At 62.3% G+C, this 26,732-nt stretch carries 16 protein-coding genes, 4 pseudogenes and 1 other annotated feature; of the genes and pseudogenes, 16 read left to right on the forward strand and 4 right to left on the reverse strand.

Going from position 1 to position 26,732, the window contains the following annotated elements:
• Positions 1–4 precede the first annotated feature (4 nt).
• The 13 genes and pseudogenes from PA01_00565 to PA01_00625 all read left to right on the forward strand — a co-directional run bounded on the left by PA01_00565 (position 5) and on the right by PA01_00625 (position 15,182).
• Complete coding sequence (locus PA01_00565) at positions 5–1,393, forward strand: TrbI/VirB10 family protein (GenBank protein KON82564.1); 1,389 nt, start codon at positions 5–7, stop codon at positions 1,391–1,393.
• Positions 1,394–1,411: 18 nt separating this feature from the next.
• The gene (gene trbJ / locus PA01_00570; protein ID KON82565.1) at positions 1,412–2,170 is read left to right on the forward strand and encodes a P-type conjugative transfer protein TrbJ; all 759 of its coding nucleotides are present in this window, start codon (positions 1,412–1,414) and stop codon (positions 2,168–2,170) included.
• Positions 2,171–2,184: 14 nt separating this feature from the next.
• A complete protein-coding gene (gene trbK / locus PA01_00575) occupies positions 2,185–2,415 on the forward strand; it encodes an entry exclusion lipoprotein TrbK (protein KON82566.1) in 231 nt (76 codons plus the stop codon).
• 10 nt (positions 2,416–2,425) lie between these two features.
• A pseudogene (gene trbL, locus PA01_18340) lies at positions 2,426–3,352 on the forward strand (P-type conjugative transfer protein TrbL).
• A gap of 754 nt (positions 3,353–4,106) precedes the next feature.
• Positions 4,107–4,661: a TrbM/KikA/MpfK family conjugal transfer protein gene (locus PA01_00585; protein ID KON82568.2), complete on the forward strand. Its 555-nt coding sequence runs from the start codon at positions 4,107–4,109 to the stop codon at positions 4,659–4,661.
• A gap of 2 nt (positions 4,662–4,663) precedes the next feature.
• Positions 4,664–5,263 carry a muramidase gene (locus PA01_00590; GenBank protein KON82664.2) on the forward strand — a complete coding sequence of 200 codons (600 nt, stop codon included), beginning with the start codon at positions 4,664–4,666 and terminating at the stop codon, positions 5,261–5,263.
• Positions 5,264–5,299: 36 nt separating this feature from the next.
• Positions 5,300–5,440 (forward strand): annotated as a pseudogene (locus PA01_18345) (transposase).
• A 297-nt stretch (positions 5,441–5,737) separates the two neighbouring features.
• Positions 5,738–9,058: a DEAD/DEAH box helicase family protein gene (locus PA01_00600; protein KON82570.2), complete on the forward strand. Its 3,321-nt coding sequence runs from the start codon at positions 5,738–5,740 to the stop codon at positions 9,056–9,058.
• Positions 9,059–9,454: 396 nt separating this feature from the next.
• A complete protein-coding gene (locus tag PA01_00605; GenBank protein KON82571.1) occupies positions 9,455–10,885 on the forward strand; it encodes an IS1182 family transposase in 1,431 nt (476 codons plus the stop codon).
• A gap of 490 nt (positions 10,886–11,375) precedes the next feature.
• A complete protein-coding gene (locus PA01_00610; protein ID KON82572.1) occupies positions 11,376–12,860 on the forward strand; it encodes a reverse transcriptase domain-containing protein in 1,485 nt (494 codons plus the stop codon).
• A 155-nt stretch (positions 12,861–13,015) separates the two neighbouring features.
• The gene (locus PA01_00615; GenBank protein KON82573.2) at positions 13,016–13,462 is read left to right on the forward strand and encodes a transposase; all 447 of its coding nucleotides are present in this window, start codon (positions 13,016–13,018) and stop codon (positions 13,460–13,462) included.
• Positions 13,459–13,806, forward strand: a complete 348-nt coding sequence (gene tnpB, locus PA01_00620) for an IS66 family insertion sequence element accessory protein TnpB (GenBank protein ID KON82574.1) — start codon at positions 13,459–13,461, stop codon at positions 13,804–13,806. The genes PA01_00615 and tnpB overlap by 4 nt, the downstream gene beginning before the upstream one ends.
• Before the next feature lie 63 nt (positions 13,807–13,869).
• Positions 13,870–15,182, forward strand: a pseudogene (locus PA01_00625) (IS66 family transposase).
• On the opposite strand, the gene PA01_00630 reads toward PA01_00625, so the two are convergent.
• Both PA01_00630 and PA01_00635 read right to left on the reverse strand, forming a co-directional pair.
• Positions 15,183–17,261: a recombinase family protein gene (locus PA01_00630; GenBank protein KON82575.1), complete on the reverse strand. Its 2,079-nt coding sequence runs from the start codon at positions 17,259–17,261 to the stop codon at positions 15,183–15,185.
• On the reverse strand, positions 17,248–17,451 hold the full coding sequence (locus PA01_00635) for a hypothetical protein (protein KON82576.1): 204 nt from the start codon (positions 17,449–17,451) through the stop codon (positions 17,248–17,250). The genes PA01_00630 and PA01_00635 overlap by 14 nt, the downstream gene beginning before the upstream one ends.
• Before the next feature lie 306 nt (positions 17,452–17,757).
• Here PA01_00635 and PA01_00640 point away from each other — a divergent pair.
• Together PA01_00640 and PA01_00645 are read left to right on the forward strand one after the other, a co-directional pair.
• Positions 17,758–17,994, forward strand: a pseudogene (locus tag PA01_00640) (transposase domain-containing protein).
• 2 nt (positions 17,995–17,996) lie between these two features.
• Positions 17,997–18,581, forward strand: coding sequence for a plasmid pRiA4b ORF-3 family protein (locus PA01_00645; GenBank protein KON82578.1), 585 nt, complete (start codon positions 17,997–17,999; stop codon positions 18,579–18,581).
• Between the two features lie 255 nt (positions 18,582–18,836).
• Here PA01_00645 and PA01_00650 read toward each other — a convergent pair whose 3' ends face one another.
• Positions 18,837–22,694 (reverse strand): DUF3427 domain-containing protein, encoded by a 3,858-nt coding sequence (locus tag PA01_00650; protein KON82579.1) that lies wholly within the window; start codon positions 22,692–22,694, stop codon positions 18,837–18,839.
• Between the two features lie 1,066 nt (positions 22,695–23,760).
• Positions 23,761–24,983 (reverse strand): IS3 family transposase gene (locus PA01_00655; GenBank protein KON82580.2). Its coding sequence is split into 2 segments (ribosomal slippage): positions 23,761–24,701 and positions 24,701–24,983, totalling 1,224 coding nucleotides; the frame shifts between segments, so codons are not numbered across the junction.
• Positions 24,589–24,705, reverse strand: a sequence feature (AL1L pseudoknot). Its footprint overlaps the gene before it by 117 nt.
• A 267-nt stretch (positions 24,984–25,250) precedes the next feature.
• Here PA01_00655 and PA01_00665 point away from each other — a divergent pair.
• A complete protein-coding gene (locus PA01_00665) occupies positions 25,251–26,447 on the forward strand; it encodes an IS256 family transposase (protein ID KON82582.1) in 1,197 nt (398 codons plus the stop codon).
• Positions 26,448–26,732: the final 285 nt, after the last annotated feature.

A 26,732-nucleotide genomic window follows, 5' to 3' on the forward strand; every position in this document is an offset into this window, starting at 1 on the left:
ACTGATGAGCGAAACAGCCGATCAAATGGCACCGGAGGCCTCGCCCGGGCAAGTGTCGAAGAAGTCGGGCGTGCGTCGGGTCAACAATCTGCCCATGTACCTGCTGGGCGGGGTGATCGTCGCGTTTCTGGTGGTCATGATGCTGGTGGCAGCGGACCGCGCCGCCAAGCAGAACGCACCGGCAACCGGTGCCGCCGAGAAAGCCGGCAACACGTCGATGTTCGCCAAGGAGATTGCCGGCGAGCACACCGGCGGGATGATTCAGCCGGCGTCGCAACTGGTCCCGCCCGAGCTCGACGCGGCCCCTGCCGGCGAGCCGATATTGATCGCCCGACCCGAGAACCTGGACGTCCCGCCGAGCCCGCCGGTTGCGAGCGGCAGGCTACAGCAGCCCGAGCGCGACGACGAGGCCGACCGCATTCGTATGGCGAAGCTCCAACGGCTCGAGGAAGCGGCCAAGGCGCGAACCGGGGTGCAGATGGTGGCCCCGCGTAGCGCTGCCTCCGTGCCCGGGGGTGCAGCCGGCACGCCGCAATCGCGCGACGAAATGCTGGCACGGCTTGCCGCCGTGCGACAGCAGGCGGACGGCGCCCGCAGCGAAGATCCGAGTGCCGCGTATCGAGCGCGCCTGGCACAAATTCGCAACAACCTCAACACCGGGGCGACCAACCCGGCGGCGGGCGATGGCGGGGCGTCGCAACTGGTCCGGACTTCGACAGGTGGTCGCAACAATATCACTCAGTTCGGGAAAGCAGGGCAGGGTGATCGCTGGGCGATGGAGTCCCAGCCCGAGGCGCCACACACGCCGTTCGAGCTGCGGGCCGGGTTCGTCGTACCCGCCACACTCGTTTCCGGGATCAACTCAGATCTGCCGGGCCAGATCATGGCCCAAGTCGCGCAGCACGTTTACGACACTCCGACCGGGCGGCACCTGCTGATCCCGCAAGGGTCGCGCCTGGTCGGGACGTACTCCAGCGATGTTGCCCACGATCAGGCACGCGTGTTGGTGGCTTGGCAGCGCATTGTCTTCCCCGACGGAAAGGCGATGGATATCGGCGCCATGCCGGGCGCCGACAGCGCGGGTTATGCCGGCTTCAACGACCAGGTGAACAACCACTACTTCCGCACGTTCGCGTCGGCCTTCCTCATGTCGGCCGTAACGGCCGGCTTCACCTTGAGCCAGGACAACGGCAACAGCACCGGCGACTCGCAGCGCGCGAGCGATGCCTTGAGCGAAGCCCTCGGGCAACAGCTCGGCCAAGTCACGGCACAGATGATCGCCAAAAACCTGAACATCGCACCAACGCTGGAAATCCGCCCGGGCTACCGCTTTAACGTCATCGTCACCAAGGACATGACTTTTTCAAAGCCGTACCAATCGTTCGATTACTGACGCCAAGGAGAAGCCCCCATGAAGATGAAATTTTTAGCCGCTAAAGCCGCCCTGGTCGTTGCTCTGTCCGCAAGCCCGCTCGCAGCGCACGCCGGGATTCCGGTCATCGACGGCGCGAACCTCTCGCAAACCATCATGACGGCCATCGAAAGCGTTGCCCAGACGCTCAAGCAGATCGAGCAGTATCAAACGCAACTACAGCAGTACGAGAACCAGATTCAAAACACCATGGCACCAGCCGCCTATATTTGGGACCGCGCGCAATCGACCATCAGCGGCCTGATGACCGCCGTCGATACGCTGAACTACTACAAGACACAGCTCGGCAGCGTTGATGCCTACCTGGGTAAGTTCCAGGACGTGGCCTATTACCGCGGCTCGCCGTGCTTCTCCGGCGCCGGGTGCACCGACACAGAGCGGACGGCCATGAACGAGAACCGACGCCTGGCCTCCGAATCGCAGAAGAAGGCCAACGACGCGCTTTTCCGTGGCCTCGACAGGCAACAGGAAGCCCTTAAGGCCGACGCCCGCACACTGGAACAACTGCAATCCAGCGCCCAAGGCGCCAGCGGCCAGATGCAGGCGCTCGGCTATGCCAACCAGCTCGCCAGCCAGCAAGCCAATCAGCTCTTACAGATACGCGGGCTGTTGATCGCCCAGCAGAACGCGGTTGCGACCCGCATGCAGGCCGAGGCCGACCGGGAGGCACAGACTATCGCAGCGGATGAACAATTCCGTCGTGGCAGTTATCGGGCCAGTTCCGGGCAGACCTGGTAAGGGAGCATGGGCGGATGAATCGCAATTTGACCCTGACAGCGGCCGCCCTTATGGGGGCCCTCGTGACTGGCTGCGCGCCGGATGCCTCGGAAGAACCGAAGAAGGAGGAAATGCCGGTGGTTAACGATGAGAACTGCAAGCTGGAGAACATCAAGAAGATCCAGGACGAGAAGGTACGGCAGGCGTTTGCCGATGCCTGCGCTCGTCGTGGCGACTTCAAGTCCAGTTCCGGAAAGACCTATTGAGGGAATGATCATGAGACTGCCAGTCACCTTCAAAGCCCTTCCTCTGCTGTTGCCGCTGTGGCTGGCACTCTTTGCACTGGACGCCCATGCCGCCATCGACAACGCGGACGTGCTCGATAGCGTACTGACGCGCTACCAGACAGCCGCGAGCGGCTGGGCTGCCACCATCATCAATTCCGCGTCCTGGTTGTTCTGGCTGCTGGTCGTGATCTCGATGGTTTGGACGTTCGGCATGATGGCCTTGCGCAAGGCCGACATTGGCGAGTTCTTCGCGGAATTCGTCCGCTTCACGATCTTCACCGGCTTGTTCTGGTGGCTCTTGACCAACGGCCCGAACTTCGCCAAATCGATCATGGATAGCTTGCGGCAGATCGGCGGCAATGCAACTGGGCTGGGCATCGGCCTTTCCCCATCCGGGATCGTGGATGTGGGTTTTGAGATCTTCGACAAGGTAATTGACCAGTCGTCGCTGTGGTCGCCAGTGAATAGCGCCGTAGGGATCAGCATCGCCGCAGCCATCCTGGTGATCCTCGCTCTAGTCGGCGTCAACATGCTGCTCCTGCTCGTCTCCGGCTGGATTCTGGCGTATGCGGGAATCTTCTTCCTGGGCTTCGGCGGCTCCCGGTGGACCTCGGACATGGCGATCAACTACTACAAGACCGTCCTCGGCGTGGCGGCTCAACTGCTCGCGATGGTGCTGATCGTCGGCATCGGTAAAACCTTCCTCGATGACTACTACGGAAGGATGAGCGAAAGCATGACCATCAAGGAAATGGGGGTCATGTTGATTGTTTGCGTAATCCTGCTGTCGCTGGTCAACAAGCTCCCAAGCATCGTATCCGGAATCATCATCGGCGCCACTGTCGGACACGCCGGTATCGGCAACTTCGGAGCTGGCGCTGCGGTCGGCACCGCGGGCATGGCGGCGGCAGCAGCGGCGACGGGAGGCGCGATGTTGGCCGCAGGTGCCGCGAACGCGGCCGGTGGTGCACAAGCCGTGATGGCGGCCTTCTCCAAGGCCAGCGAGAACGTCCAATCCGGCGCTGACGCATTCACCAGCAGGTGGGCCGGTGGCGGCGGGAGAGGGGGCGGTGGTGGCGGCAAGAGTGAGGAAAGCACCGGCAGCACACCGTTCGCCCAAGCAGCTGGCTTCGCATCCTCCGTCAGCGTCCAGGCCCCACACGACAGCTCGGGAGCGAGGGCCGAGGGGCAGGGTGGGGACGCCAAGGGCAAAGAAGGGAAGTCCGATCAGGGGCAAGGCAAGGCTGGCGAATCCAAGGCCACGGCAGGAACGGGCGGCGCAGGAAAGGTAGAAGGAGGGCCGCAGCGAAGCTCCGGAGGCTTGAGGCCCTCGGCCGGGAAAGCGGGGCTGTTCGCCGTCGATGCAGCCGCAAACTTGGCGAAAGGCACGGCACAGGTAGCAAAGGAAAAGATGGCTGGCATCAGGGATGCCGCGATGGATCGCATCGCTGAAACCACGGGGGGCAAGATCGCTGCCGCCATCAAAGCCGGGAGTGCGAAAGATGAGGCAGGAAGCGCCATCGAATCGCTGCCGACGTTCGGGGAAACAATCTCGCGGGCGTCAGCGCCAGCGATGCCGACGTGGCGGCAGAAGTCGCTGCGTTTGCGAACCGAGGCAGCAAATTCGCATGAGCAAGGAGAATCGAAGAATGAAGAAGAACCTGTTTGGGATGGCCGCCGTGGTGGCCATCGGCGCAGGGGCGGGCTCGGTCAGTGCCCAAGACGCAGACGTGCTTTCCGGCGATATCCGCCTTGCCTGCGAGGTCATTCTGTGCCTCTCCACCGGGCAGCGGCCGAGCGAGTGCACCCCCTCCTTGGATCGCTATTTCGGTATCAGGAAAAAGAAACTGTCGGACACGCTCGAGGCGAGGCTCGGCTTCTTGAACAAGTGCCCGGTCGCCAACCAAACGCCGCAAATGTCGACCCTGGTACGAGCGATCTCGCGAAGCGCCGGCCGATGCGATGCGGCCTCGCTGAACAGCGCGCTGCAAATGTGGACCAGCGGCGACGGCGGCGAGATCTATATCGGCGACAGGATGCCCGACTACTGCGCGGCCTATGCAGCACACGCCTACACCGACTTCAGTCAGACCAAGCCCATGTATGTCGGGACGCCGGAGAACGGCGGATATTGGGTCGAAACGAAGGATTACGAACGTGCCCTGGCGGAATACAACGCCCGCCTGAAAGCGGAGCACCGGAACTATTGGTGGGGAGGGAGCTAATCGTGCTGCCGTTCGTTGCGGATCTACCCCCGCTGGAGCAAGAGCGCATCGTGTGCTCGATCTCGTCTGCCGTGAAGTATGAAGTGCCCGCCAACATCGTCTTGGCAGTCGCCGAGAAAGAGGGCGGCAAACCAGGCCAGTGGGTTCGCAACATGAACGGCACCCATGACGTAGGCCCGATGCAGTTCAATACCGCATACCTGCGCGAACTGGAGCAGTACGGTATCACGGCGAACGATGTAGCGGCCGCTGGCTGCTACTCGTTCGACCTGGCCGCCTGGCGGCTGCGGATGCACCTGCGCAACGACAAGGGAGACATCTGGACGCGAGCCGCGAACTACCATTCGCGCACACCGCAATTCAATGCGATCTATCGCGCCGACCTGATGAAGAAGGCGGCGAAATGGGCGGATTGGCTGGAAGCCCGGTTTGTCACCCTCGACGTAACCAAAGAGGGCGCAGCGCCCTCGACACCAATGATACAGGCGCCGGCCGCTGCGGCCGCGCTGGCGACTCCAGCCGTGCAACCGACCCCGCCACGATCCACGCGCACGGCTGCCTATGTGTCGCGCCAGATCACTTTCACCAGCGCGAACGAATGAAGCCGCTGCAACTCTCGGATTGGATCGCCGCAAGGCAAGTATCCGCGGCTCATCGACTGGGTCGAGGCGAACATCGGCGAGACGCTCAGCTTCTACCGCCTGCCCCGCGCCCATCACAAGCATTTGAAGAGCACGAATATGCTCGAGCGGGTCAATTCTGACTCGAGCAGGCGATCCGAGGGGGCCCACAGACAGCAGCTCGGCCGGAACGGCCATTGGCGACCGAAGCCGCTTACGACAGGAATGTGCAGGTCAGCGGTCATCGACAGGGAAATCGTCGCCAATGAGTGCTTGGAACTTCCGCAGATAACAGGACCGCGACCCGATGCGGTCCGTCGGCCCGCGCTGGCGCAAGACCGGAGCGACCGGCATGGGTAGATCGGCTGCATGGCTGCGGCGACGCGTGCGCCCCCGGTAGGAGGTATGCATACGCAGAAATGTGTATCCCATATACTTGGGTGCACCGACTCTACCGTGATCCATGCGATGGCAACGCGATATGAAGGCTCCATTCCGGAGCGGTTTCACCTGTGCGGCAGTATTGGCGGAAATGAGGTCCAGCAACTGCGTGTCGAGGCGATACGCGGTTGCTTGGAAGTTAAGGAAGAGGCCGACCCGAGAGGCCGCATCTTAGCCTATGACGTCATGATGCCAGACGGCGAACACATCCGTGTTCTTCCCAGTGGCGCGGACCCCGGCAACGTCGGGGGGGACATTCTGGTCACCACGAAGACCGGTTTTCCCAGCGGCGAGCGGGGATGGGATCTGGCGTCGAGTCGTGGGGCGCGCTGGCTGTCACCGTTGCCGCAGGCGCCCGAATCCACGGACGTCGCGGCTGCGCAGGCTCGTCGCGACCTGGTCCTGCGAAGCTGGCGGGACCAGTTCTTTTTCCGAGAGGAGGAAATCCTGGAGGACGACACCGTATCGCCTGGGCTGCGCGGGCCGCAGATGGGCGCACTGCACGCCGTCCTCGCGCACTGGAAGGTGTCTGACGCCACAGCCACCGTAGTCATGCCAACGGGCACCGGCAAGACTGAAACTATGCTGGCACTGTTGGTGGCGAGGCGGATCCCGCGATTGCTTGTCGTTGTGCCCTCTGATGCACTGCGCGTACAGGTGGGGCGAAAATTCCTAACCTTGGGTTGGCTGAAGGCATTCGGCGTCGTCGGTCAGGCGGCAAGCCTCCCCGTCGTAGGCATGCTCACGCGGATGCCCCAGTCCCGCGAAGACGCCGACCGAATCCTGATGCAATGCAACGTCCTTGTGACAACGATGGCGATCGCCAGCGGCATGAGTCGGCGCGACGATGCGCTCGCGCAATGGGCATCGCACGTGTTCATCGACGAGGCCCATCATGTCGCGGCCCAGACTTGGGATGCGTTCAAGGAGCGAATGGCTGCCGCGCACATCCTGCAGTTTACGGCGACACCATTCCGGCAGGACGGGAAACCCGTCGACGGCAAGATCATCTTCAACTATCCCCTCCGGCGGGCCCAGTCGGAGGGCTACTTTCGTGCCGTGTTGTTCAAGTCCGTCATAGAGTTCGATCCGCGGCAGGCTGACGCGGCGATCTGCGAAGCGGCCATCGCCGTCCTCAACAGAGACATGGCAGCCGGTCATGACCATCTGGTAATGGCGCGTGCCGCCTCGATTCGGCGCGCCGAACTGTTGCATGCGATCTACCAGCAGATGGCACCCGAGCATCGGCCCGTCCTGGTGCACAGCCGGCAAGGCGCGGCGGCCCGCCAGGCTGGTCTGGCGGCTTTGCAGACACGTGCCTCGAGAATTGTCGTGTGTGTCGACATGCTTGGCGAGGGCTTTGACTTGCCAGCCCTCAAGATCGCGGCCTTGCATGACATGCACAAGAGCCTAGCGATCACCCTGCAGTTCACTGGCCGCTTTACCCGCTCGGCGAAAGGTATTGGCGAAGCCACTGTCATTGCTAATATTGCCGACGCTAATGTCGAGCAAAGGTTGCAGGCCCTCTACGCGGAGGACTCGGACTGGAACGAATTGTTGCGCAGGCTCAGCGAAGGGGCGACGCAGCGCGAGGTGCGCAGATCGGATTTCATCGACGGATTCCGGGAGGCCAGTCCGGTTATCTCGCTGCAGAATATCTTCCCAAAAATGAGCGCCGTCGTCTTCAAGACTGATTGCGCAGACTGGAAACCGGATGCCATCGTAAGAAAGTTTCCCGCGGGGCGGCTGTATGCCGGTCCCTACATCAACAGAGAAGCGAACACGCTTATCGTCGTCGCGCGCGAACTCCTGCCAGTTCCATGGGGCGACATCCGTGACCTCAAGGAAACGTTCTGGCATCTGTACCTGCTGCACTGGGATCGAGAAAGCGGCCTGCTGTTCATCAATAGTTCCGACAACAGTTCCGTTCACGAGGACCTTGCGACGGTTGTGGCTGGTGATTCGGCGCGGCTGATCCGGGGCGAACCCATCTTTCGGGCGATGCACGGACTGAACCGCTTCGTGATCATGAGTCTGGGGCTGAGGCATCTGCTCAGCCGCAACATACAGTTCTCCATGCACAATGGCGCGGACGTGGCCCAGGCCCTCGTCACGGCAATGCGGGAAAACAAGGCAAAGTCGAATCTGTTTGGCAAGGGATTCGAGCACGGTGAACCGATCACGTTCGGGTGTTCCCAGAAGGGTCGTGTCTGGTCGTATCGGGTGGCCTACGACTTGTCCGAATGGGTCGAGTGGTGTCACGGCATTGGCGCCAAGCTCAATGACGAGAATATTTCGACCGTCGACGTGTTTCGCAACGTGGTGGTCCCGATCGAGGTCGAGGGCCGGCCGGAGACTGTTGCCATCGCCGTGGAGTGGCATCCGGATCTGCTCGCGCGACCGCAAGAGCGGGTGCTGATCCAAATTGGGCGACAGGAAGAGTCCCTCTACGACGTCGGACTGGCAATCACCTCTCACGATCCAGTCGGGCCACTGCGGTTTTCCGTGGTGGCCGATCACATCGGTGCCGTAGTGGAGTATGAGGTCAGGATCGTAGAACGGCGGGCGACCTTCGTCAGGGTGTCGGGCCCGGAGGCGAGCATTTCAGTCGGGCGCGGGGCGTCCCGGCCGCTTGCCGAGTGGTTCGCGGAGAATCCGCCGACCCTCTATTTCGCCGATGGCGCCATGATGGTTGGCAATGAACTTTACCCGCTTCCGCAAGCGCACCGACGTATGCCGTTTCCGCTGGAGCGCATCATCGAATGGGATTGGCAGGGGACCGACATCCGCATGGAATCGCAGCGCGAGGAACGTCGGCCAGCGTCGATTCAGCGCAAGGTTGTCCTGGGTCTGCTCGCAGAACCCGCGGCTACCCGTTTCGATGTCGTGTTCGACGATGACGGATCGGGAGAGATTGCCGATGTGGTTGCGCTGCGCGTGACAGAGAATGTGCTGCTCGTCCGCCTATATCACTGCAAGTATTCGAGCGAGGATGCGGCGGGTGCGCGTGTAAAGGATCTCTACGAGGTGTGCGGTCAGGCGCAGCGCAGCGTGAGCTGGAAGGGGATGGTCTGGAAAATGTTGGACCGAATGCGCCGGCGCGAGGTCGAGCGCAACCAGCGGGGCGGGACCCGTTTGGATCAAGGCGAGCTGGCAGACCTGCATACCATCGCACGCCGGCTCAATGTCCTGTCGGTCACCGTGGAAGTGTATGCCGTGCAGCCCGGGGTGTCGAAGCGGGACGTGAGTCCATCGCAGTTGGAGCTGCTGGGTGTGACGGAAAACTATCTGCGAGAAACCTACGACGTGCCGTTCTGGCTCATTGCAAATCACTAACGGGTTGGGTTTGTCAGCCCCATGCGCGACGTTTCATATCCGCCTACGCAGATAATGGCGACATCAGCGGTGGCCGCTCAAGGCTCGATGGCCGATTCCAGGGGCGCACGGATCCATGCGGGAGCGACGTCATGATTTTTAATGAGAGATGACATAGCAGCCAGGAGAGGTTCAGGAGCGTCGGCACCCTTAAGCGGATATCCACAATCGACGATGCCCTGAAGACCTCTGAGCAGATCGAGATCTGACCGCGTCGCTCGGCCGCCCGCCGGGGGCACTAGACGCAACGGGCGGCCGCTGACGGGCGAGATCCGAGAGGGGGCCTGTCGGCCGAGGCTGTGTAAAAACGCCTCTTATGGCATGATATTGGCATTGTTGTCAGGGTGATCGGGTGCCATGAAACGATTCATCGAAGGACAGTGCCGGACACAGAGCGCATTACTACCCGAGAGTCTGGATGACTTTGTCGCCGAGACAAATCCGGTACGGGTGATCGACGTCTTCGTCGATGAGCTTGATCTGCGCAAGCTGGGCTTCGCTGGCGTCGATCCAGCGGCCACCGGACGCCCCGCCTACCATCCGGCCGCGCTCCTCAAACTCTACATCTACGGCTACCTGAACCGGATCCAGTCGAGTCGGCGCCTGGAGCGCGAAGCTCAGCGCAACCTGGAGTTGATGTGGCTCATCGGACGCCTGACGCCCGACTTCAAGACCATCGCCAACTTCCGCAAGGACAATCCGAAGGGCATCCGTGGCGTCTGTCGCCAGTTCGTCGTGCTGTGCCGCGAACTGGGACTGTTCGCCGAAGCGGTGGTCGCGATCGACGGCAGCAAATTCAAGGCAGTCAATAACCGCGATCGCAACTTCACCAGCGCCAAGCTGCAACGGCGCATGGAAGAGATCGAATCGAGCATCGAGCGCTACCTGGTCGAGATGGACAGCGCTGACCGGCAAGAGCCGGCTGTGGCCCAGGCGAAGAAGGAGCGACTGCAGGACAAGATTACGACGCTGAAGGCGCGAATGAAGGAACTCGAAGCGATCGGCGTGCAGCTCGAGAACGCGCCCGACAAGCAGGTTTCCCTCACGGATCCCGACGCCCGCTCGATGAAGACGCGGGGCACGGGCATCGTCGGCTACAACGTGCAGACGGCCGTCGAGACCAAGAACCACCTGATCGTCGCCCACGAGGTAACCAACGACGGGCTGGACCGAGATCAACTGAGCAAGATGGGCAAGCAGGCCCGCAAGGCGATGCGAGTGGAGTACCTCACGGCAATCGCCGATCGGGGCTATTTCAAGAGCGAGGAAATCCTCGCCTGCCACAAAGCCGGCGTCGTGCCGCTCGTTCCGAAAAGCACGACTTCCAACGCGAAAGCCGAGGGGCGGTTCGACCGGGCAGACTTCGTGTACGACCGTGACAACGACGAGTACGTCTGTCCAGCCGGCGAGCGCCTGATCTGGCGCTTTGCGCGAGTCGAGGCGAGGCTGACGATGAATCGCTACTGGAGCTCATCCTGCCCGCGATGTGCCCTCAAGCACCAATGCACCCCGAGTGACTATCGGCGTGTGAGCCGCTGGGTGCATGAGGAAGAGCTGGAGGTCATGCAGGCGCGGCTCGATAAAGCGCCGGACAGTATGCGTATCCGACGTCGGACGGTCGAACACCCCTTCGGCACCCTCAAGGCGTGGATGGGCGCGACCCACTTTCTGACCAAGGGCCTCGAACGCGTCCGAACGGAGATGAGTTTGCACGTTCTGGCGTACAACCTGAAGCGAGTAATGAATCTGATGGGAAACGAGGCACTGATGGCAGCGATGCGGGCCTGAAGCAGGTCTATTACGTCCTCAATAACGCCGCCTCGCCGCCAGCGAATGACTTGAATTGCCAAGAGTCCTGCCGACGCGGACGCCGGGCAGCGCAGGTTGAACCGTTTTTACACAGCCTCGGCCAAAAGCCAACATTTCGGCGCACTCCATGACATTGGCCAGTCGTTGCCGGGCGTGGCGGTCCTTAAGCCAGCGTCTGCACCATGGACAGACGATGAAATCGTCAATGCCGGCACACGTCGGTACGCGATAGACATAGGTGCGTTCGCCACGTATGCTGTGGTTCTGCCGATAGAGAGGTCATGTGCCGGCATTCACGAGGTGTTATGAATGCAGATAGGTATCGAACTCGCTATTCATCGCTAAAGCGCAAGCGGATCTCCTCTCCGTCACGGGGCCGTCGTTATGCAGCGCATCAAGTGCAATGCGGCATTCCCGTCTCCCTAAGAATAAAGTTAGGCCTCGCAATCAGGGCCCAGGCAATTTCCTTATGACCGCGACTTTCGATTTCATCAAAGCAGATTTCGGGGCAACGCTCTTTCCGCTTAAGACGAATCTGCTCATGGCCGAGCGGCATGAAGCAGAGATCAGCGAATACATCTACCAGAAGGTCCTGGACGAGCAGAACAAAGCGGACAACTTCCTGCCGCAGCAGAGGGTGCACGCGACAAAGCCTCATGGACACCTTCGAAGGACGTTGAAGCTTGACCCCGTTGCAGAGTATTTTCTGTACGACGTGTGCTACCGGAACCGGTCGATCTTTCGGCCTGAAGTGAGCAAGACCCGGCGGAGTTTTGGCTACCGGTTCAAGGACGGTGCGCACGTGTCGGTGCACTCAGCATACGGAGAGTACAAGCAGTGCCTCATTGAAAATGATAAGGCCTTCTCACACAAGCTACAGTTCGACATAGCAGCTTACTTCAACAGCCTGTATCACCACGACATAGCGCATTGGTTCGCCGCCGCCCCGGCCGTCTCAGACGTAGACAGCAAGGCAATGGGTCAGTTTCTACGTGAGATCAACGCAGGAAGAAGTGTCGACTTTCTTCCGCAGGGCATTTATCCAAGCAAGATGATCGGCAACGAGTTCCTCAAACTCGTTGATCTTGCAGGTCAGGTGAAGTCATCCTGCTTGGTCCGATTCATGGACGACTTCACCTTGTTTGATGAAAAGCCGGACGTGCTTCGACAAGATTTCGTTCGCATCCAGCAACTTCTTGGGCAATACGGACTCAATGTGAACCCCGGAAAGACCTGCTACGACAAAAGCGTCACTGGAGTCGAAGAAACGCTCTCCAAGATTCATGAGTCATTGAAGGAGATCGTCCAGGAGGTTCACGAGATTCACGGGGCGTCATCTGTTGACCTGGTTGAGATCGAGACTGAGATCGAATCGACTTTGACTGCCGACCAAGTTAACGCCCTGTTAGCGTTGCTTAAGGACGAGGCGCTCGAAGAGTCGGATGCGGACCTAATACTGAGTTTTCTGCGCGCCCATAGCGACAGTATTCTTGAGCACATCCCTGCGTTGCTGGGGCGCTTTCCCAATCTCTCCAAGCATCTCTATTCGGTGTGCGGCACTATCTCTGAGAAGTTCGACTTGGCCGACATCCTGCTTGGGTACCTCAAGACCGAGACCTTCTTTCTTGAGTACCAGCTGTTCTGGCTCACGTGCATCGTCGAAGACCATCTTATGGGACACGGCTGCTACGGGCAGCTCCTCATCAAGCTCTATGAGCTGTCACAGGATTTCAAAGTAGCACGTGCGAAGGTGCTAGAGATTCCTGAGCAAGGCTTTGGGTTCAAAGAAATCCGAAGTGAGTACCTTAAGACTGGTCAGTCCGATTGGCTGTCGTGGGCGTCAGCTATGGGGTCGAGGTCACTCAAGGCCGCTGAGAGAAACTACGTCTTGGACTACTTTTCGAAGGGGTCCCCCATGAATTTCCTTATCGCTGGCTGCGTGAAGAAGTTTTGAATGCGACTCCGACCGCTAGGCCTAACAGGGTGGTCGAAGGGCGGCTACGCCACTGGGAGGCCGCGCCGGTGGAGCTGGCCCATTGCCCCTCCCTTCACTTTGAGCGTAAGCGTCCGCCCAGCACCGTCTTCCGTCCCTGACTGGGTTCCCCCAGAGTGGTGCCCACCAAATATCTGGTGGGGACCACTTTGGCCACGAATGGCATCACCCGGGTAACCCGCAAGGGGCGTCCGAACTACCCGATCGACTTCAAGCGCCAGCTCGCCGCCCTCGCGTGCGAGCCGGGGATCTCGGTGGCGAAGCTCGCGCTCGCGCATGGCCTCAATGCCAACCTGCTGTTCAAGTGGCGCCGCCACTACCGTGCCGGCCTGTTCGGCAGGCCACAACCGGAGCACGTAGCGGCTGCGACGCCTGGCGGGAGCATGATGCCGAAACTGCTGCCGGTGATGACTTTGTCGGCGACGGCCAGGCAGGACTTGGCGGGCGTGGAGCAGGCGGCTGCGCTCGAGATCGTCGTGGGCGGCGCCACCGTGCGGGTGCTCGGCGAGGTCAGTCGCGAGGCGCTGCGCACGGTCCTCGATTGTCTGGCCGAGCGGGCATGATCGGCCTGCCGGCGCACACACGCATCTGGCTCGTAGCCGGAGTCACTGACATGCGGCGCGGCATGGACGGCTTGGCAGCGCTCGTGCAAGGGGCGCTCGCCGAGAATCCGTTCTCCGGGCATGTCTTCATCTTCCGGGGGCGGCGGGGCGATCTCGTGAAGCTGCTGTGGTGGAGCGGCGACGGCCTGTGTCTCTTCGCGAAGCGCCTCGAACGGGGTCGCTTCATCTGGCCGCAGGCGACCGAGGGGGCGGTGCATCTGACGACGGCGCAGCTGTCGATGCTGCTCGAGGGCATCGACTGGCGTCGGCCCGAGCGGACCTGGCAGCCCGACTGCGCGGCGTAAGTCAAGAGGCATATCGGGCACGGGGGGCTGTTCACGCCTCGCAGCATCGCGTAGACTCTCGTCATGCACGCGACGACGCCCCTTCCCGACGACCAGGCTGTGCTCAAGGCCCTGGTGACGGCCCAGCAGGCCGAGATCGCGCGTCTGAACCTGATCATCGCCAAGCTGCGTCGGATGCAGTTCGGTCGCCGCTCCGAGCAGTTGGACGGCACGCTCGCCCAGCTCGAGCTCGCCCTCGAGGGCATCGAGGCCGCCAGGCGCGAAGCGGGCGCAGACGTTTCGCCGGACACGACGTCCGGGGTAGCTCCGTCACCGAAACGCCCCGCCCGCAAACCCTTGCCGGATCACCTGCCGCGCGAGACCGTGGAACACTCGCCCGCCGAAGGCAACTGCCCGGACTGCGGCAGCACTTTCGTCAAGCTCGGCGAGGACGTCGCGGAGATGCTCGAGTACGTGCCGGCGCACTTCAAGGTCATCCGGCACGTGCGCCCGAAGCTCGCCTGCTCGCACTGCGAGCGCATCGTGCAGGCGGCCGCCCCGCGCGGCCGATCGAGCGCGGACTGCCCGGGCCGGCGTTGCTGGCGCACGTGCTGGTGGGCAAGTTCTGCGACCACCTGCCGCTGTACCGGCAAAGTGCCATCTACGCTCGGGCCGGCGTCGAGCTCGACCGCTCGACGCTCGCCGACTGGGTCGGGCAATCGGCACAACTGCTCGATCCCCTGGTCGGGGCGCTGCGCCGCCACGTGCTCGCCGCCGACAAGGTCCATGCTGACGACACCCCGCTGCCGGTGCTCGCACCCGGCCAAGGACGGACCAAGACCGCGCGGCTGTGGACCTACGTGCGCGATGATCGCCCCGCGGGCAGCAATGATCCACCGGCCGTATGGTTCGCGTACTCGCCCAATCGCAAGGGCGAGCATCCGCAGCGTCACCTGCGAGCCTTCTGCGGCATCCTGCAGGCGGATGCCTATGCCGGTTTCCATCCCTTGTACGCCACTGGGCGGGTACAGGAGGCTGGCTGCTGGGCGCACGTGCGCCGCAAGTTCTTCGATGTGCATCGGGCGCAGGCCTCTCCGATCGCCGCCGAGGCGCTCGCGCGGATCGGCCAGCTGTACGCCATCGAAGCAAACATTCGCGGTGAGCCACCGCCGATTCGCCGCGCGGCGCGGCAGGGCCAGGCGCGCCCGCTGCTGGAGGCTCTCCAAGCCTGGCTCGAAACCCAGAGCCGGCGCGTGTCGCGCAAGTCCGGCATCAGCGAGGCGATCCAGTACGCCCTGAACCACTGGCAGGCGCTCGTCCGCTATGCGGAAGACGGCCGCATCGAGATCGACAACAACGCCGCCGAGCGCGCCCTGCGGGCGGTGGCGACGGGGCGTTCATTGTGCACCTCCTTCTGAAACCTCGATAAACATTGGGAGTTGTCCTTCGACGTCGTTGCGACACGGGCGATGTTTGCAGGTCAACGCGGCGCCAACCGCCTCGGTATGCAGGTCGCTGGCGCGGATTTGCCACGGCGCATCGGGCATTACCTGCTCGGCGGGGAGAATCCGATCCTTGATCAGGCGACGGATTGCGTGGTTGGTGACGCCGAGCAGTTTCGCGGCCTCCGACATTGTCAACCATTCGCCATTCTTCTGCGCCGACCGGTAGGCATTGATACCGCGGACCCGCCGCAGGGAGCTGACGCGATGGGCAGTCCAGGTCTTGCCTTGCCCGGTGCGGATCCCCATCCGGTTCAGCGATGCAGCGATGTCTTGATCCGACCACCGCGTTGCCATGCTGCGAATGACTGCCAGGGCTTCGTCAGACGTGCAGCATCCATGCTCGCCCGACTTGGGCTTGCGGATCCGTAGCTGTGAGTGCTGGCCGCCTTGCCAATGGATCGTCAGGATGACTTCACGCGCCGTCTCGTCCACGTTGGCAACAATATCGATGATCAGTGCACGAACCAGTTGTTGGCGCGTGCGCATGGTGACGCCTGGAGCGTTCCACGCAGCATGGAGGTCCTCGGCAAGCCCTGCAAAGTCAGGGGTGGGGATGTCCGACGCTGGTGTGCATACCGATTCCAGGCGTGCCTGGCAGGTTTGTACGCGGCGTAGCGCAGTTTCCCAATTCTTCTCCAGTTGCGCGGCGATCAGGCGGTTATCGGGATCGCAGGCGGCATAGCGCCGCTCCGCGAGCGTCGCTTCGTACTGAGCCTGCTGCAGTTCGAGTTCGACAATCCGCCGCTGCTCGTTCAGGATGTCCATGTGCATTTGCTCGGCGTGAAGAGCTGCTTCAATCGCCACGGGTTCAACAACGCGCATAAGCTCTGTCGCGATCGCAGCATCGACACGAGATCCGCCGAAGCTCATGCATCGGGGCGGCATGTCGAAGCGGTCACATCGATAGACCGGCTGTGGTATGCGGCCAGTATAGGCCACCGACAGGCGGCGCCCGCAACGCGCACATGCAAGCAGGCCTGCGAGCAGTGCTCGCCCGCCGCGACCCGATTTCACGTCACCCGCCTTGCCATAAGCGTTGGCCGCGAGCTGCTTCTGATTGCGCTCGAATTCCGTCCAGTCGATGTAGCCTTCGTGGTGCTCCTTGAGCAGCACGTCCCATTCTTCAAACGGTTTGCGGTGCTTGTAGCTCTTGCGTGCGCGGCCCTCTACGATTGCCGTCTGCTTCCCGCTTTTGCCGTACGCGTATGCCCCGGCGTAGAACGGATTCTTGAGCACCGAGATCACATTACGATAGCGTATCGGCGTCCAGTCGAAGTGCGTCAGTGTCCGGCCGTCGGAGGGGCGCGGAAAGTGAACCTGTTCGGCTCGCAGCGACAGCAGCACTTGCCGTGCGCTGCCCAGTTCGCGGAAACGGGCGAAGACCAGACGTATGACTTCCTGCAATCGCAGGTTCGGATCGAGACCCAATCCAACTTCTCGATGCCAGATGTAACCCACCGGTACGCTGATCCGCAATTCGCCACGGTGAGCCTTGCCGCGTGCGGCATCGAGCATGCGGGTACGCAGAACGTTGAGCTCGAATTCACTGATGCTGCCCTTCATGCCGAGCAGCAGCCGGTCGTTTGGCCGACACGGATCGTACAATCCATCCAGGTCGATTACCCGCGCCTCTACGAGGCCGCAAAGTTCGAGCAGATGGTGCCAGTCGCGCCCGTTGCGCGCGAGACGTGATGCGTCCAGGCAAAGGACAGCTCCAACTTCGCCCGCACAGAGCAATGCCACAAGGCGCTCGAACCCGGGCCGAGCCACCATTCCGCTTGCCGATCGACCCAGATCATCATCGATAACCTCGATGTCGCGGAATCCACGACGCTTTGCTTCTTCCACCAGTTCGTATTGGCGGCGCTGGCTTTCCAGATTCATCTGGACCTGAGTCTGGGTCGACTGCCGAACATAGACTACCGCCTTGCGATTGAGCAAAAGCGCTGGCAAACGATCAATGTTCGTCATCGTCATGCTCCTTCGCGGTGACGACGCCGGCGGCCTGCATCAGCAGGCTCGCAAGATGTGTAATTGCCCTTGTGCGCTGGGCCGAGCTCATCCCCTGAAGTTCGACGGGGTCGAACGTCATGTTCATTTGTCGCGGCACCGACCACGGCGACTGCAGGCCTGCTGGAACGACGTTGGGCGGCTTGTCCATTGCGTTTCTCCCGGACGGTGTTGGAATCGTCCGGCGAGTTTCCTCGCAAATGTCGATCGACAAGCAGTTGATGCAGATCGCACAACGCCGCCACAGTGACCCTCGGCTCACCCAGTTTCATGGCTGAACACGCGGCAGGATCGAGCATCCATGCTGCAATTACTTTGACTACGCAAGGGTCGGATTCAACGTGAACTACGTGGCCTCGGCCACGCTGCTCGATGTCGCGAACCTTGACGCGGCGCCCATACAACGGATGCCATCGATAATGGACTTCAGCTTCCTGCCCGATATGGGCAGAATGAACGGGAACTGGCATTGGGACGCAAGAATTTCCTCTTCGGCGGCTCGGATGCCGGGGGCGAGCGCGCAGCAGCCCTCTACAGCCTGATCGGTTCGGCCAAACTCCACGGTCTCGACCCGCAAGCGTACCTGCGCGACGTGCTCGGACGCATCGGTGAGCATCCGATCAACCGGATCGAAGAACTGTTGCCCTGGAATCTGGACCGCGACCCATCCGAACTCCTGCGCAAGGCGGCCTGACCATGGGCACTGTCGTACGACTTGCGAAGGCGCGGCCCGCGCCGCACCGGCTGCAACTGAGGATTGAACTCGCCTGGATCAAACCGGCCATCTGGCGCCGCGTGGTCGTGCCGGAAACCCTCACGCTGCCGAAGCTGCACCAGGTCATCCAGGCCGTGATGGGCTGGCTCGACTGCCACCTGCACGAGTTCGAGATCGCGGGCGAGCGCTACGGCATCCCGGATCCCGATTACGACTTCGAACCCGTGCGCTCCGAACAGCGCGTGCGGCTCGCGACTGCGCTGGGCGGCGCCAAGTCGTTTCGCTACGTCTATGACTTCGGCGACGACTGGGAGCATCGCATCAGGGTCGAACGCCGCCTGCCGCCCGACCCGCTCTTCAACACCGCGCTCTGCCTTGCCGGCGCCAATGCCAGTCCGCCCGAGGATGTCGGTGGCGAACCCGGCTACGCGGACTTCGTCGCCGCGATGGCCGACCCGAACCATCCCGAGCACCACGCCATGCTCGCATGGCACGGGAAGTCCTTCGACCCGACCGCCTTCGACATCGAGACCGTCGATTTGCGCCTGCACAAAATCAAGCTCTGAACGTCAAGACGGTCTGGGGCGGACGCTTACCTTTGAGCGACTGCTTTCCTCGAAGCTTAATGACGGCGTTGGATCGGATCCGACTGTAGGCTGAAGTGACAAGCGGTCATTGACCGCGACAAGCAGACGAAGGGCAGGTAACCAGCGCATTCCCGACCGACGCGTGCCGCAGGCTCAATGGCCCCTCAGGCCGACAAACAGACATGCGGCCAGTGTTTTTCCGATAAGAGATTGACGATAAGCGGCCCCTCGCATTCATCCACTGACCCCGAAAACCACGCTAATCGGCGAACTCCCCTTGTGACTCTGATACTCAACCGCCCCGTGATAGATGAACGGCGCCCCCCTCCCGCCCTCCAGTTTCGTTTCCCGCACGAACAGGTGCAGTGAAATGCCGAGCTTGCGATGCTCAATGATCTCCCGCCCGCGCTTGCTATCGGGCGTTGTCGAGTTCTGGCTCTGCCAGTGAAAGGTGTGCTCGTCGATCCAGTGGTCGAGGTAGCGGTGATCTTCGGCCTTGCCTTGCTTGTTCAGCGTCACGAGTAGGACGTGTGCCTTCTTCTCATTCAGCACGACATGGCCGCTGTTCCAACTTCCCGGGTTGAAGGTCTCACCGAACAGCGCCGGAATATCCTCGCGCATGAAGGGTTCGCCAATCGCGAGTTCGAGCGGATCGATGACCTCCTTGAAGCGCGCCAGCGTGCGCATGTCGTCTGTGGCGAGCAGGTCCTCGTAGTCGGGATTGTTCGCCTTCAAAAGGTAGCTGCCGTCACGCGTTTTGGTGACCACGCGAAGCAAGTACTGGTTGTCGCCGGCTTCGTCTTGGCGTTCGATCGCCATGACGCTGCCGGTGATCGAACCTGCGTTTGTCGGGCCGACGAGTTCGAGTAGCAGGTAATCGCCGTCTCGGACGGGGTTCTTGCCGCCGTTCATGGAGTTGCCCGAGGCGCGGGCGATGAAATTGCGGGCGGGGTCGAGGTGGCCGTGGCGGTGTCCGAGGCTGCGGTGCTCTTCGGCGTCCGCGCTGCCGGTGCGGAAATGTCCGCAGGCGATCTTGAGGTTCGGGAAGTAAGGTAGTTCGGTGCGCTTAGGAGCCGGACGTTGGAAGGGGACGACGTTGCCGGGCACCGGCGTGCTGGTGATGCGGCGGACCTCGTAGGCGGCGAGGCGGTAGTCGACGAGTTCCTGCACCAGCGCGGCAAAGGTCTCGCGGTCTGCCGCGGCGACCTCGAAAGCAGGTTGCAGGCGCTCTTGCACGATGCTGAAAAACCTCGCACTCGCATTGGCTTGATTGCCGCCGACCCAGGCATTCACCGGATTCCTTCGCCAGTAGCGCTGCCACGCCTCGCTGATGCCGTCTGCTGAATCGGTCGATGTGTCAGAGAGGTCCACGAGCAAGGGGCGTCGACGCTGCAAGACTTGCCAGGAGCGCTCGGCGAGTGCAGGCAGGCCGGGTGGAGTGCTCCACCCGTCGAGCTCTTGCAGCGCTTCAAGTAGCACCATCTTGAAGCTCTTCGTCATCTGGGTGACTTCCACTTCACGCAGAAACGCCTTGTGCTTTTCTGCGACCGCGGTTTCCTCCGGGCCGAGGTCGCCCATTTCTCCGACGAGTTCGAACCAGCTGCCGAACTGCTGCCTCGCGCGGCCGACGTTGGCACCGCTGCGATAGAACTCGGCGAGCGTCGGCCGACGGCCGAAACCGTTTTTCAGGGCCTCGTATTCTTTGGCGAGGCCGTCGGTGTCGAGCGACTTCAGGAAGTCGATCAGTTGCAGGTCGTAATTGATGAAGCAACCATCGGGTAGAGCAAGCACGTTCTTCTCGACCTTACGCGCGAAGTCGGCGAGCTGGCGATAACTGGCGCCAATGCCGGTCAGCGCTTGTGGCTTGTGCAGGAAGCTCACGTGGTTGCCGATGAAGTCGAGCACGACGAGCTTATCTTTTCCATCCGCTTTGCGCAGACCGCGGCCGAGTTGCTGCAGGAAGAGGATTTTGGATTCGGTGGGGCGCAGCATCATCACCGTGTCGATCGCCGGCAGGTCGACGCCCTCGTTGAAGAGGTCGACCGAGAAGATGATCTGCAAACGGCCGCCGGCGAGGCGCTCGAGCGCTTCGGCGCGGCTCAGCGGGGAGCCGCCGTACACCGCGGCGGCGGAGACCCCGGCGCGGCCGAACTGCTCGGCCATGAATTCGGCCTGTCGGATCGATACGCAGAACGCGAGCGTGCGTTGCTGCGCGCGCTCGCGCCATTGCTGGAGCGCATGGCGGGCTCGCGCGAGCGTGGCGAGCTTGTTCGATAGCTGCTCCGGGTCGAAGCGGCCGTAGCGCCATGGGATTTCGCGGTAGTCGACTGACTCGTCGTAGATGCCGAAATAATGGAACGGTGCGAGCAGCTTGGCGGTAATGCCGTCAAACAGGTTGCAGGTGTAGACGAGGTTGTCGTCGCACAGCGAAAGAATGTCCGATTGGTCGCTGCGATCCGGTGTTGCGGTGAGGCCGAGCAGGAACTGCGGCGCGAAGTGAGTGAGCAGGCGGCGATAGGTGGCCGCGGCGGCATGGTGAAATTCGTCGATGACGACGTAATCGAAGTGCTGCGGCGCAAAGCGCTCGAGATGCTCGGCGCGGCTCAGTGTTTGCACCGAGGCGCACAGCACGTCGACCTGGCTGTCGCGTGCCTGTCCCATGTAGAAGCCGACGCGCGCCTTCGGACGAATGCGCAGGAAGGTTTCGGCAGCTTGGCTGAGGATTTCCTCGCGATGGGCGACGAAGAGCACACGACGCGCGCCGGTCTGCTCGGCGTCGAAGGCGGCGAGCCAAGTCTTGCCGAGGCCGGTGGCGAGCACGACGAGACCGCGGCGATAGCCTTCGGCACGACTGGCGGCCAAGGTTTTGAGCGCGCTGCTTTGCACCGGTGTGGGTGTCGGTGGCGCTTCGACCTCTTCGGTCCCCGGTGCGACCACGCGCTCAGCGCGTATGCGGCGAGCTTCGTAACGATCGATCCACGCGTCGCTAAGCGAGGCGGTGCGTGGATCGCGAAACAGCGCCTCGAAGCGCGCGCGGGCCTCCAAAAATCCGTCGTCGCCCGGGTAATCGACGCGGTAATTCCATTCCAGACCGTCTTTCAGTGCCTGTCGGCTGATGTTGCTGGAGCCGATGAAGGCAGCACCATGCAGTCCGCCGTCGCCTTTGAGGTGCGCGAACAGGTAGGCCTTCATGTGGAAGCTGCTGCCAGCGGACTCGTAGACGCGCACTTGTGCACCTTGCTCCTGCAGCAGCATCAGCAGGCGCAGGGCTTCGGGATCGGTGACGTCGAGGTAATCGCTGGTGATGATGCGCAGGCGAGCGGGAGGGCGCGCGCGTTCGCCGTCCACGCCGAGCGCAGCATGCAGGTCGGGCAGCAGCAGGCGCAGACCGGTGGTCTTGACGAAGGCCACGGCGAGGTCGATTTCGTCGGCCTGGGCGATCGCGGCGCACAGGTGCGGCAGAAAGGGATTCGGGGTGCCGCCCGTGATGAGTTTGCGGCTCGCGACGTCCGCACGACGCACGAGCGCGTTCAACCAGTGTTCTTCACGCCCGGGGCGTTGGTCGACCGTCGTCCAGCATTCGACTGCATCTAATTCCGCCTGCTCGGCGATCCAGCCGCGCAGCCGCATCTCGTTCGCGTCCGTGAAGTGCCGCCCTTCGTGCGTGCGCTCGCCCTCGCCGAGCTTGAAGCTAAGATAGAGCGTGGCGCCAGGCTTGAGCGCGCGGCAGAGCAGGCGCAGGGCGTCGGGGATTTCGGCTTCGCGCACGTGCAGCAGGCTTGCGCAGGCCCAGATGCCATCGTAGCGGGCTTGCTCGTCCACTTCCTGGATACGCCGGACGGCGACCGGCCCGCCGAGGTGTTCGGCGGCGAGGCGGGCGAGCTCCGGGCTGGCGTCGAAGGCTGCAACGCGGTAGCCGGCGGCGATGAAAGCCTTGCTGTCGCGGCCAGAGCCGCAGCCGGCGTCGAGGATCAGGCCACCGGCGGGGACGTGGGCGAGAAAGCGCGCGTGCAGTGCGCTCATGTCGACGGCGACTGTATCGTCAAAGAAGCGCGCGGCGTTTGCGGCGTAGTAGGCGAGGGTGTTGGACATTCGGCGCAGCGAGCGAAGAGTGTCACGAGTATCCCATACAACTTCGTGAGCTTTCCCTCATGTACTGCGGGTAACGACAGCTTACCGTCGGCGCTGGTGACCGCGCATCGGATCGGTAGTACGCATTCACCGGAAGGAGAAGCTGCCCGCGCAGGGCGAATAGCAAAGACGCAAGACGGAAACGCTGTACCGTGTGTCACCTGGTAAGGAGCCGAAGTTGCTGGATGAGGGAAGCTATTCTTGGTCACCGTCGCGCTCGCGCGAGCAGCTTGCATTTGCTGAGGAGCGCCTGAAATCGTTGGGCTTTCAATGCTTGACCGACAACAATGTTCAAACATGGGTGGATGAGCGGGCCGATTACGTGGCGTATGCGGATCCCCGTCAGGCCGGAAGGCTGGAGTTCGAGGTCTGGCGCAACCCTTGCCCAAACGTATGGCTCCCAATTCGCGGCATCGGCACATGGCGGGCAGTTTCCCCCTGCTCGACTCGTGGAAAAATGATTTGCCCGAGAAATATTCTTATCGCGTAACCCAGTGTCTGGCACGTTAGTCTGCTGCATTACGCATGGCGGGTATTGCATGAGCACTAGGCCACCCGCAACGTCGAAAGTAAGGGGCGGGTGTGGGGCGGGGGCGGGCGGCGAAGTGGCGGGAAAAGGGGTAATTACCCTTTAGTAAGGGTAATGGAAAGGGTAGCAACTCAGGTCTGAAGCCATTCCTGGATGAGAACCGACGCACGTCCGCAGCATTGCTTGCCATTACCCACCTGCCCCAAGAGCGATTCTTCGGTAGTCAACCCAGCACCACCAATACCCTCAAAGCCCGGACTTGCTCCGGGCTTTGTCTTATCTGCCCGAAACGCCAGCCGTGGCGCGGGTTCCAGCGATGCGTGCGAAAGGTGCGGTCGCACCTGGAAGCCTACATTCGTCATAAATTACATAAAAATGAGGCAGAGAGGGCTCTCTACTCTCTGTTCGTGCGGAAGGCGGTTTCGCACGCGTCCTATACGAATCAATGGGTTGCGAAGGTGAATCGCCCCGGGTTTCGCGGAGGCCGTTTTGTGTGAGTCAGGCGGCGACCGCCTGCTCGCCAAGGCTGCGGTAATAGTTTGCCTCGGCTTCGGCTGGGGGAATGTACCCGATCGGCTCAAGTAACCGGTGATGGTTGAACCACGAGACCCATTCGAGGGTGGCCAGCTCGACCGCTTCGACGCTTTTCCAGGGCCCACGCCGGTGAATGACTTCTGCCTTGTAGAGCCCGTTGATGGTTTCGGCGAGCGCGTTGTCGTAGCTGTCGCCCCGGCTGCCGACCGACGGCTCGATGCCCGCTTCTGCCAGTCGCTCGCTGTATCGGATCGAGACGTACTGCGAGCCGCGATCGCTATGATGAATCAAAGCATTACGTTCGGGTTGGCGCGCCCACAGGGACTGTTCCAGCGCATCGAGGACGAACTCCGTGCGCATGGACCGGCTGACGCGCCAACCTACGATGTAGCGGGCGAAGACGTCGATGACGAAGGCGACGTACACGAAACCCTGCCAGGTCGAGACATAGGTGAAGTCGGAAACCCAGAGCTGGTTCGGGCGCTGCGCGGCGAACTGACGATTGACGCGATCGAGCGGACAAGGAGCAGCAGGATCCGGCCGGGTAGTCCGCATGACCTTGCCGCGCATGGCGCCGCGCAGCCCTTTGACACGCATCAACCGCTCAACCGTGCAGCGGGCGACCTCAAGGCCTTCGCGCCGCAACTGCCGCCATACCTTGCGCGCTCCATACACCTGCAGATTCGCCTGCCAGATCCGCTCGATGTGGTCCTCCAGCATCGCGTCGCGACGGGCCCGCGCACAGCGCAAAGCCGGATCGCGCCGGCGCGCCACGGCACGTCGATAAGCCGACGGGGCGACCTGCAGCACCTTGCAGATCGGCTCGACCCCGAAGTGCTCGCGGTGCGTGTCGATGAAACCGTTCATCACTTGTTGCGGCGGTCGAGCTCCGCCTGCGCGAAATACGCGCTGGCCAGGCGCAGGATCTCGTTGGCCTTCTTCAGCTCGCGGACCTCGCGCTCGAGTTCCCTGATGCGTTGCTGCTCGGCGTTCGTGAGCCCCTCGCGCTGGCCGGTGTCGCGCTCATGCTGGCGAACCCACCGGCGCAGTGTCTCCGCCGTGCAGCCAATCTTTGCCGCGATCGAGACGATCGCCGCCCACTGGGATTCGTACTGACCCTTGGCCTCACACACCATACGCACGGCGCGCTCGGTGACCTCGGGGGAGAACTTCGCTGTCTTTTTCATGGGCTCCATCTTCTCAAGAGTTGGAGCCTCCGCAAAACCCGGGGCGATTCATTGTGCCCATCTAGGATTGCAGAGTCAGTTGCGACAACTAAGAATGGGTTGCCCGGGGCGGTGTCCCGAGAAGTGGTGTAACAGCGTGAGGGAGTGAAGTGTTTGCCGTGGTGGCCCTGCAGGGCCACCACGGCGGGCGCGAAGTCGGCGGGTCATCGGAGATCTTCGGTAAGGTAGGAGTCGCGACACTTCAACCGAACCATGAGGAAGACCCCGATGACCCAAGACAGGATGCAGCTTTCCGAGCTGCTTGAGAAGGCCGGCGCCGACGACATCGTGCGCGAGATGATCGGCTTCGTCGCCCAGCGCCTGATGGAGCTGGACGTGGCCAATCGCTGTGGCGCAGCGCACGGCGAACGCAGCGAAGAGCGGACCAACTCGCGCAACGGCTACCGCGACCGCAACTGGGACACGCGTGCCGGCACGGTCGCGCTGCGCATCCCGAAGCTGCGCACGGGCAGCTACTTTCCGCCCTTCCTGGAGCCGCGGCGTACCGCCGAGAGAGCGCTCGCGGCGGTGATCCAGGAAACCTACGTGCAGGGCATCTCCACCCGCTCGGTCGATGATCTGGTGCAGGCCATGGGCATGAGCGGGATCTCCAAGAGCCAGGTCTCGCGCCTGTGCGCCGAGATCGACGAGCGGGTGCAGACCTTCCTGCAACGCCCGATCGAGGGCGACTGGCCCTACCTGTGGATCGACGCCACTTACCTGAAGGTGCGCGAGGCCGGCCGGATCGTCTCGGTGGCCGCCATAATCGCCATCGGTGCGAACACCGATGGACGACGCGAGGTGCTGGGCATGCAGGTCGGCGCCTCTGAGGCCGAGCCGTTCTGGACCGGGTTCCTGCGCAGCCTCACCCGGCGCGGGCTGCGCGGCGTCAAGCTGGTGATCTCCGACGCCCACGAGGGGCTCAAGGCCGCCGTGCGCAAGGTGATCTCGGCCAGTTGGCAGCGCTGCCGGGTGCATTTCATGCGCAACGTGCTCGTGCATGCGCCGGCCGGGCAACGCCGTGTCGTCTCCGCCCTGGTCGCGACGATCTTTGCCCAGACCACCGAGCGCGCAGCGCGTGACCAATGGCGCACGGTCGCCGACCAGTTACGCGAGCGCTTTCCGAAGATCGGAAAGCTGATGGACGAGGCCGAGGACGACGTGCTGGCACACATGAGCTTCCCGAAGGAGCACCGCACGAAGATCCACAGCACCAACCCGCTCGAGCGCCTCAACGGCGAGATCAAGCGCCGTACCGACGTCGTTGGCATCTTCCCGAACGAGGCCTCGATCTACCGTCTGGCAGGGGCCTTGCTGCTCGAGCAGAACGACGAATGGGCCCTGCAGCGCCGTTACATGACGCTGGAAACGCTCGCCGAAGTTGGTGACAATTCCAACGTCAGCCTGCCTGCGGTCGCAGCCTGACACGGGCTCCTGCCAAACCGGAGACGATGACCCGCCGACCGCTTCTGCTGACGATTCTTACACCACGCCCCGGGACACGATCCCCCTGGCCGCGAAGCCACGCGTACATATCGGCGGATTGCTTGTCCTTCCCGTATGTCAGGTGCAGCAGAATTTGCACAGGCCTCGGGACGTTGCGCCCGGACTCATAGCGAGAACCACCGCTTTGCGTGACGCCGACACGGCTCCAGAACTCCGACTGGTTCATCGCGTGCTTTTTCCGAAAGCTGCGGATGTCCTCGCCAG

The organism is Azoarcus sp. PA01 (genome assembly GCA_001274695.2).
Classification (GTDB): Bacteria; Pseudomonadota; Gammaproteobacteria; order Burkholderiales; family Rhodocyclaceae; genus Aromatoleum.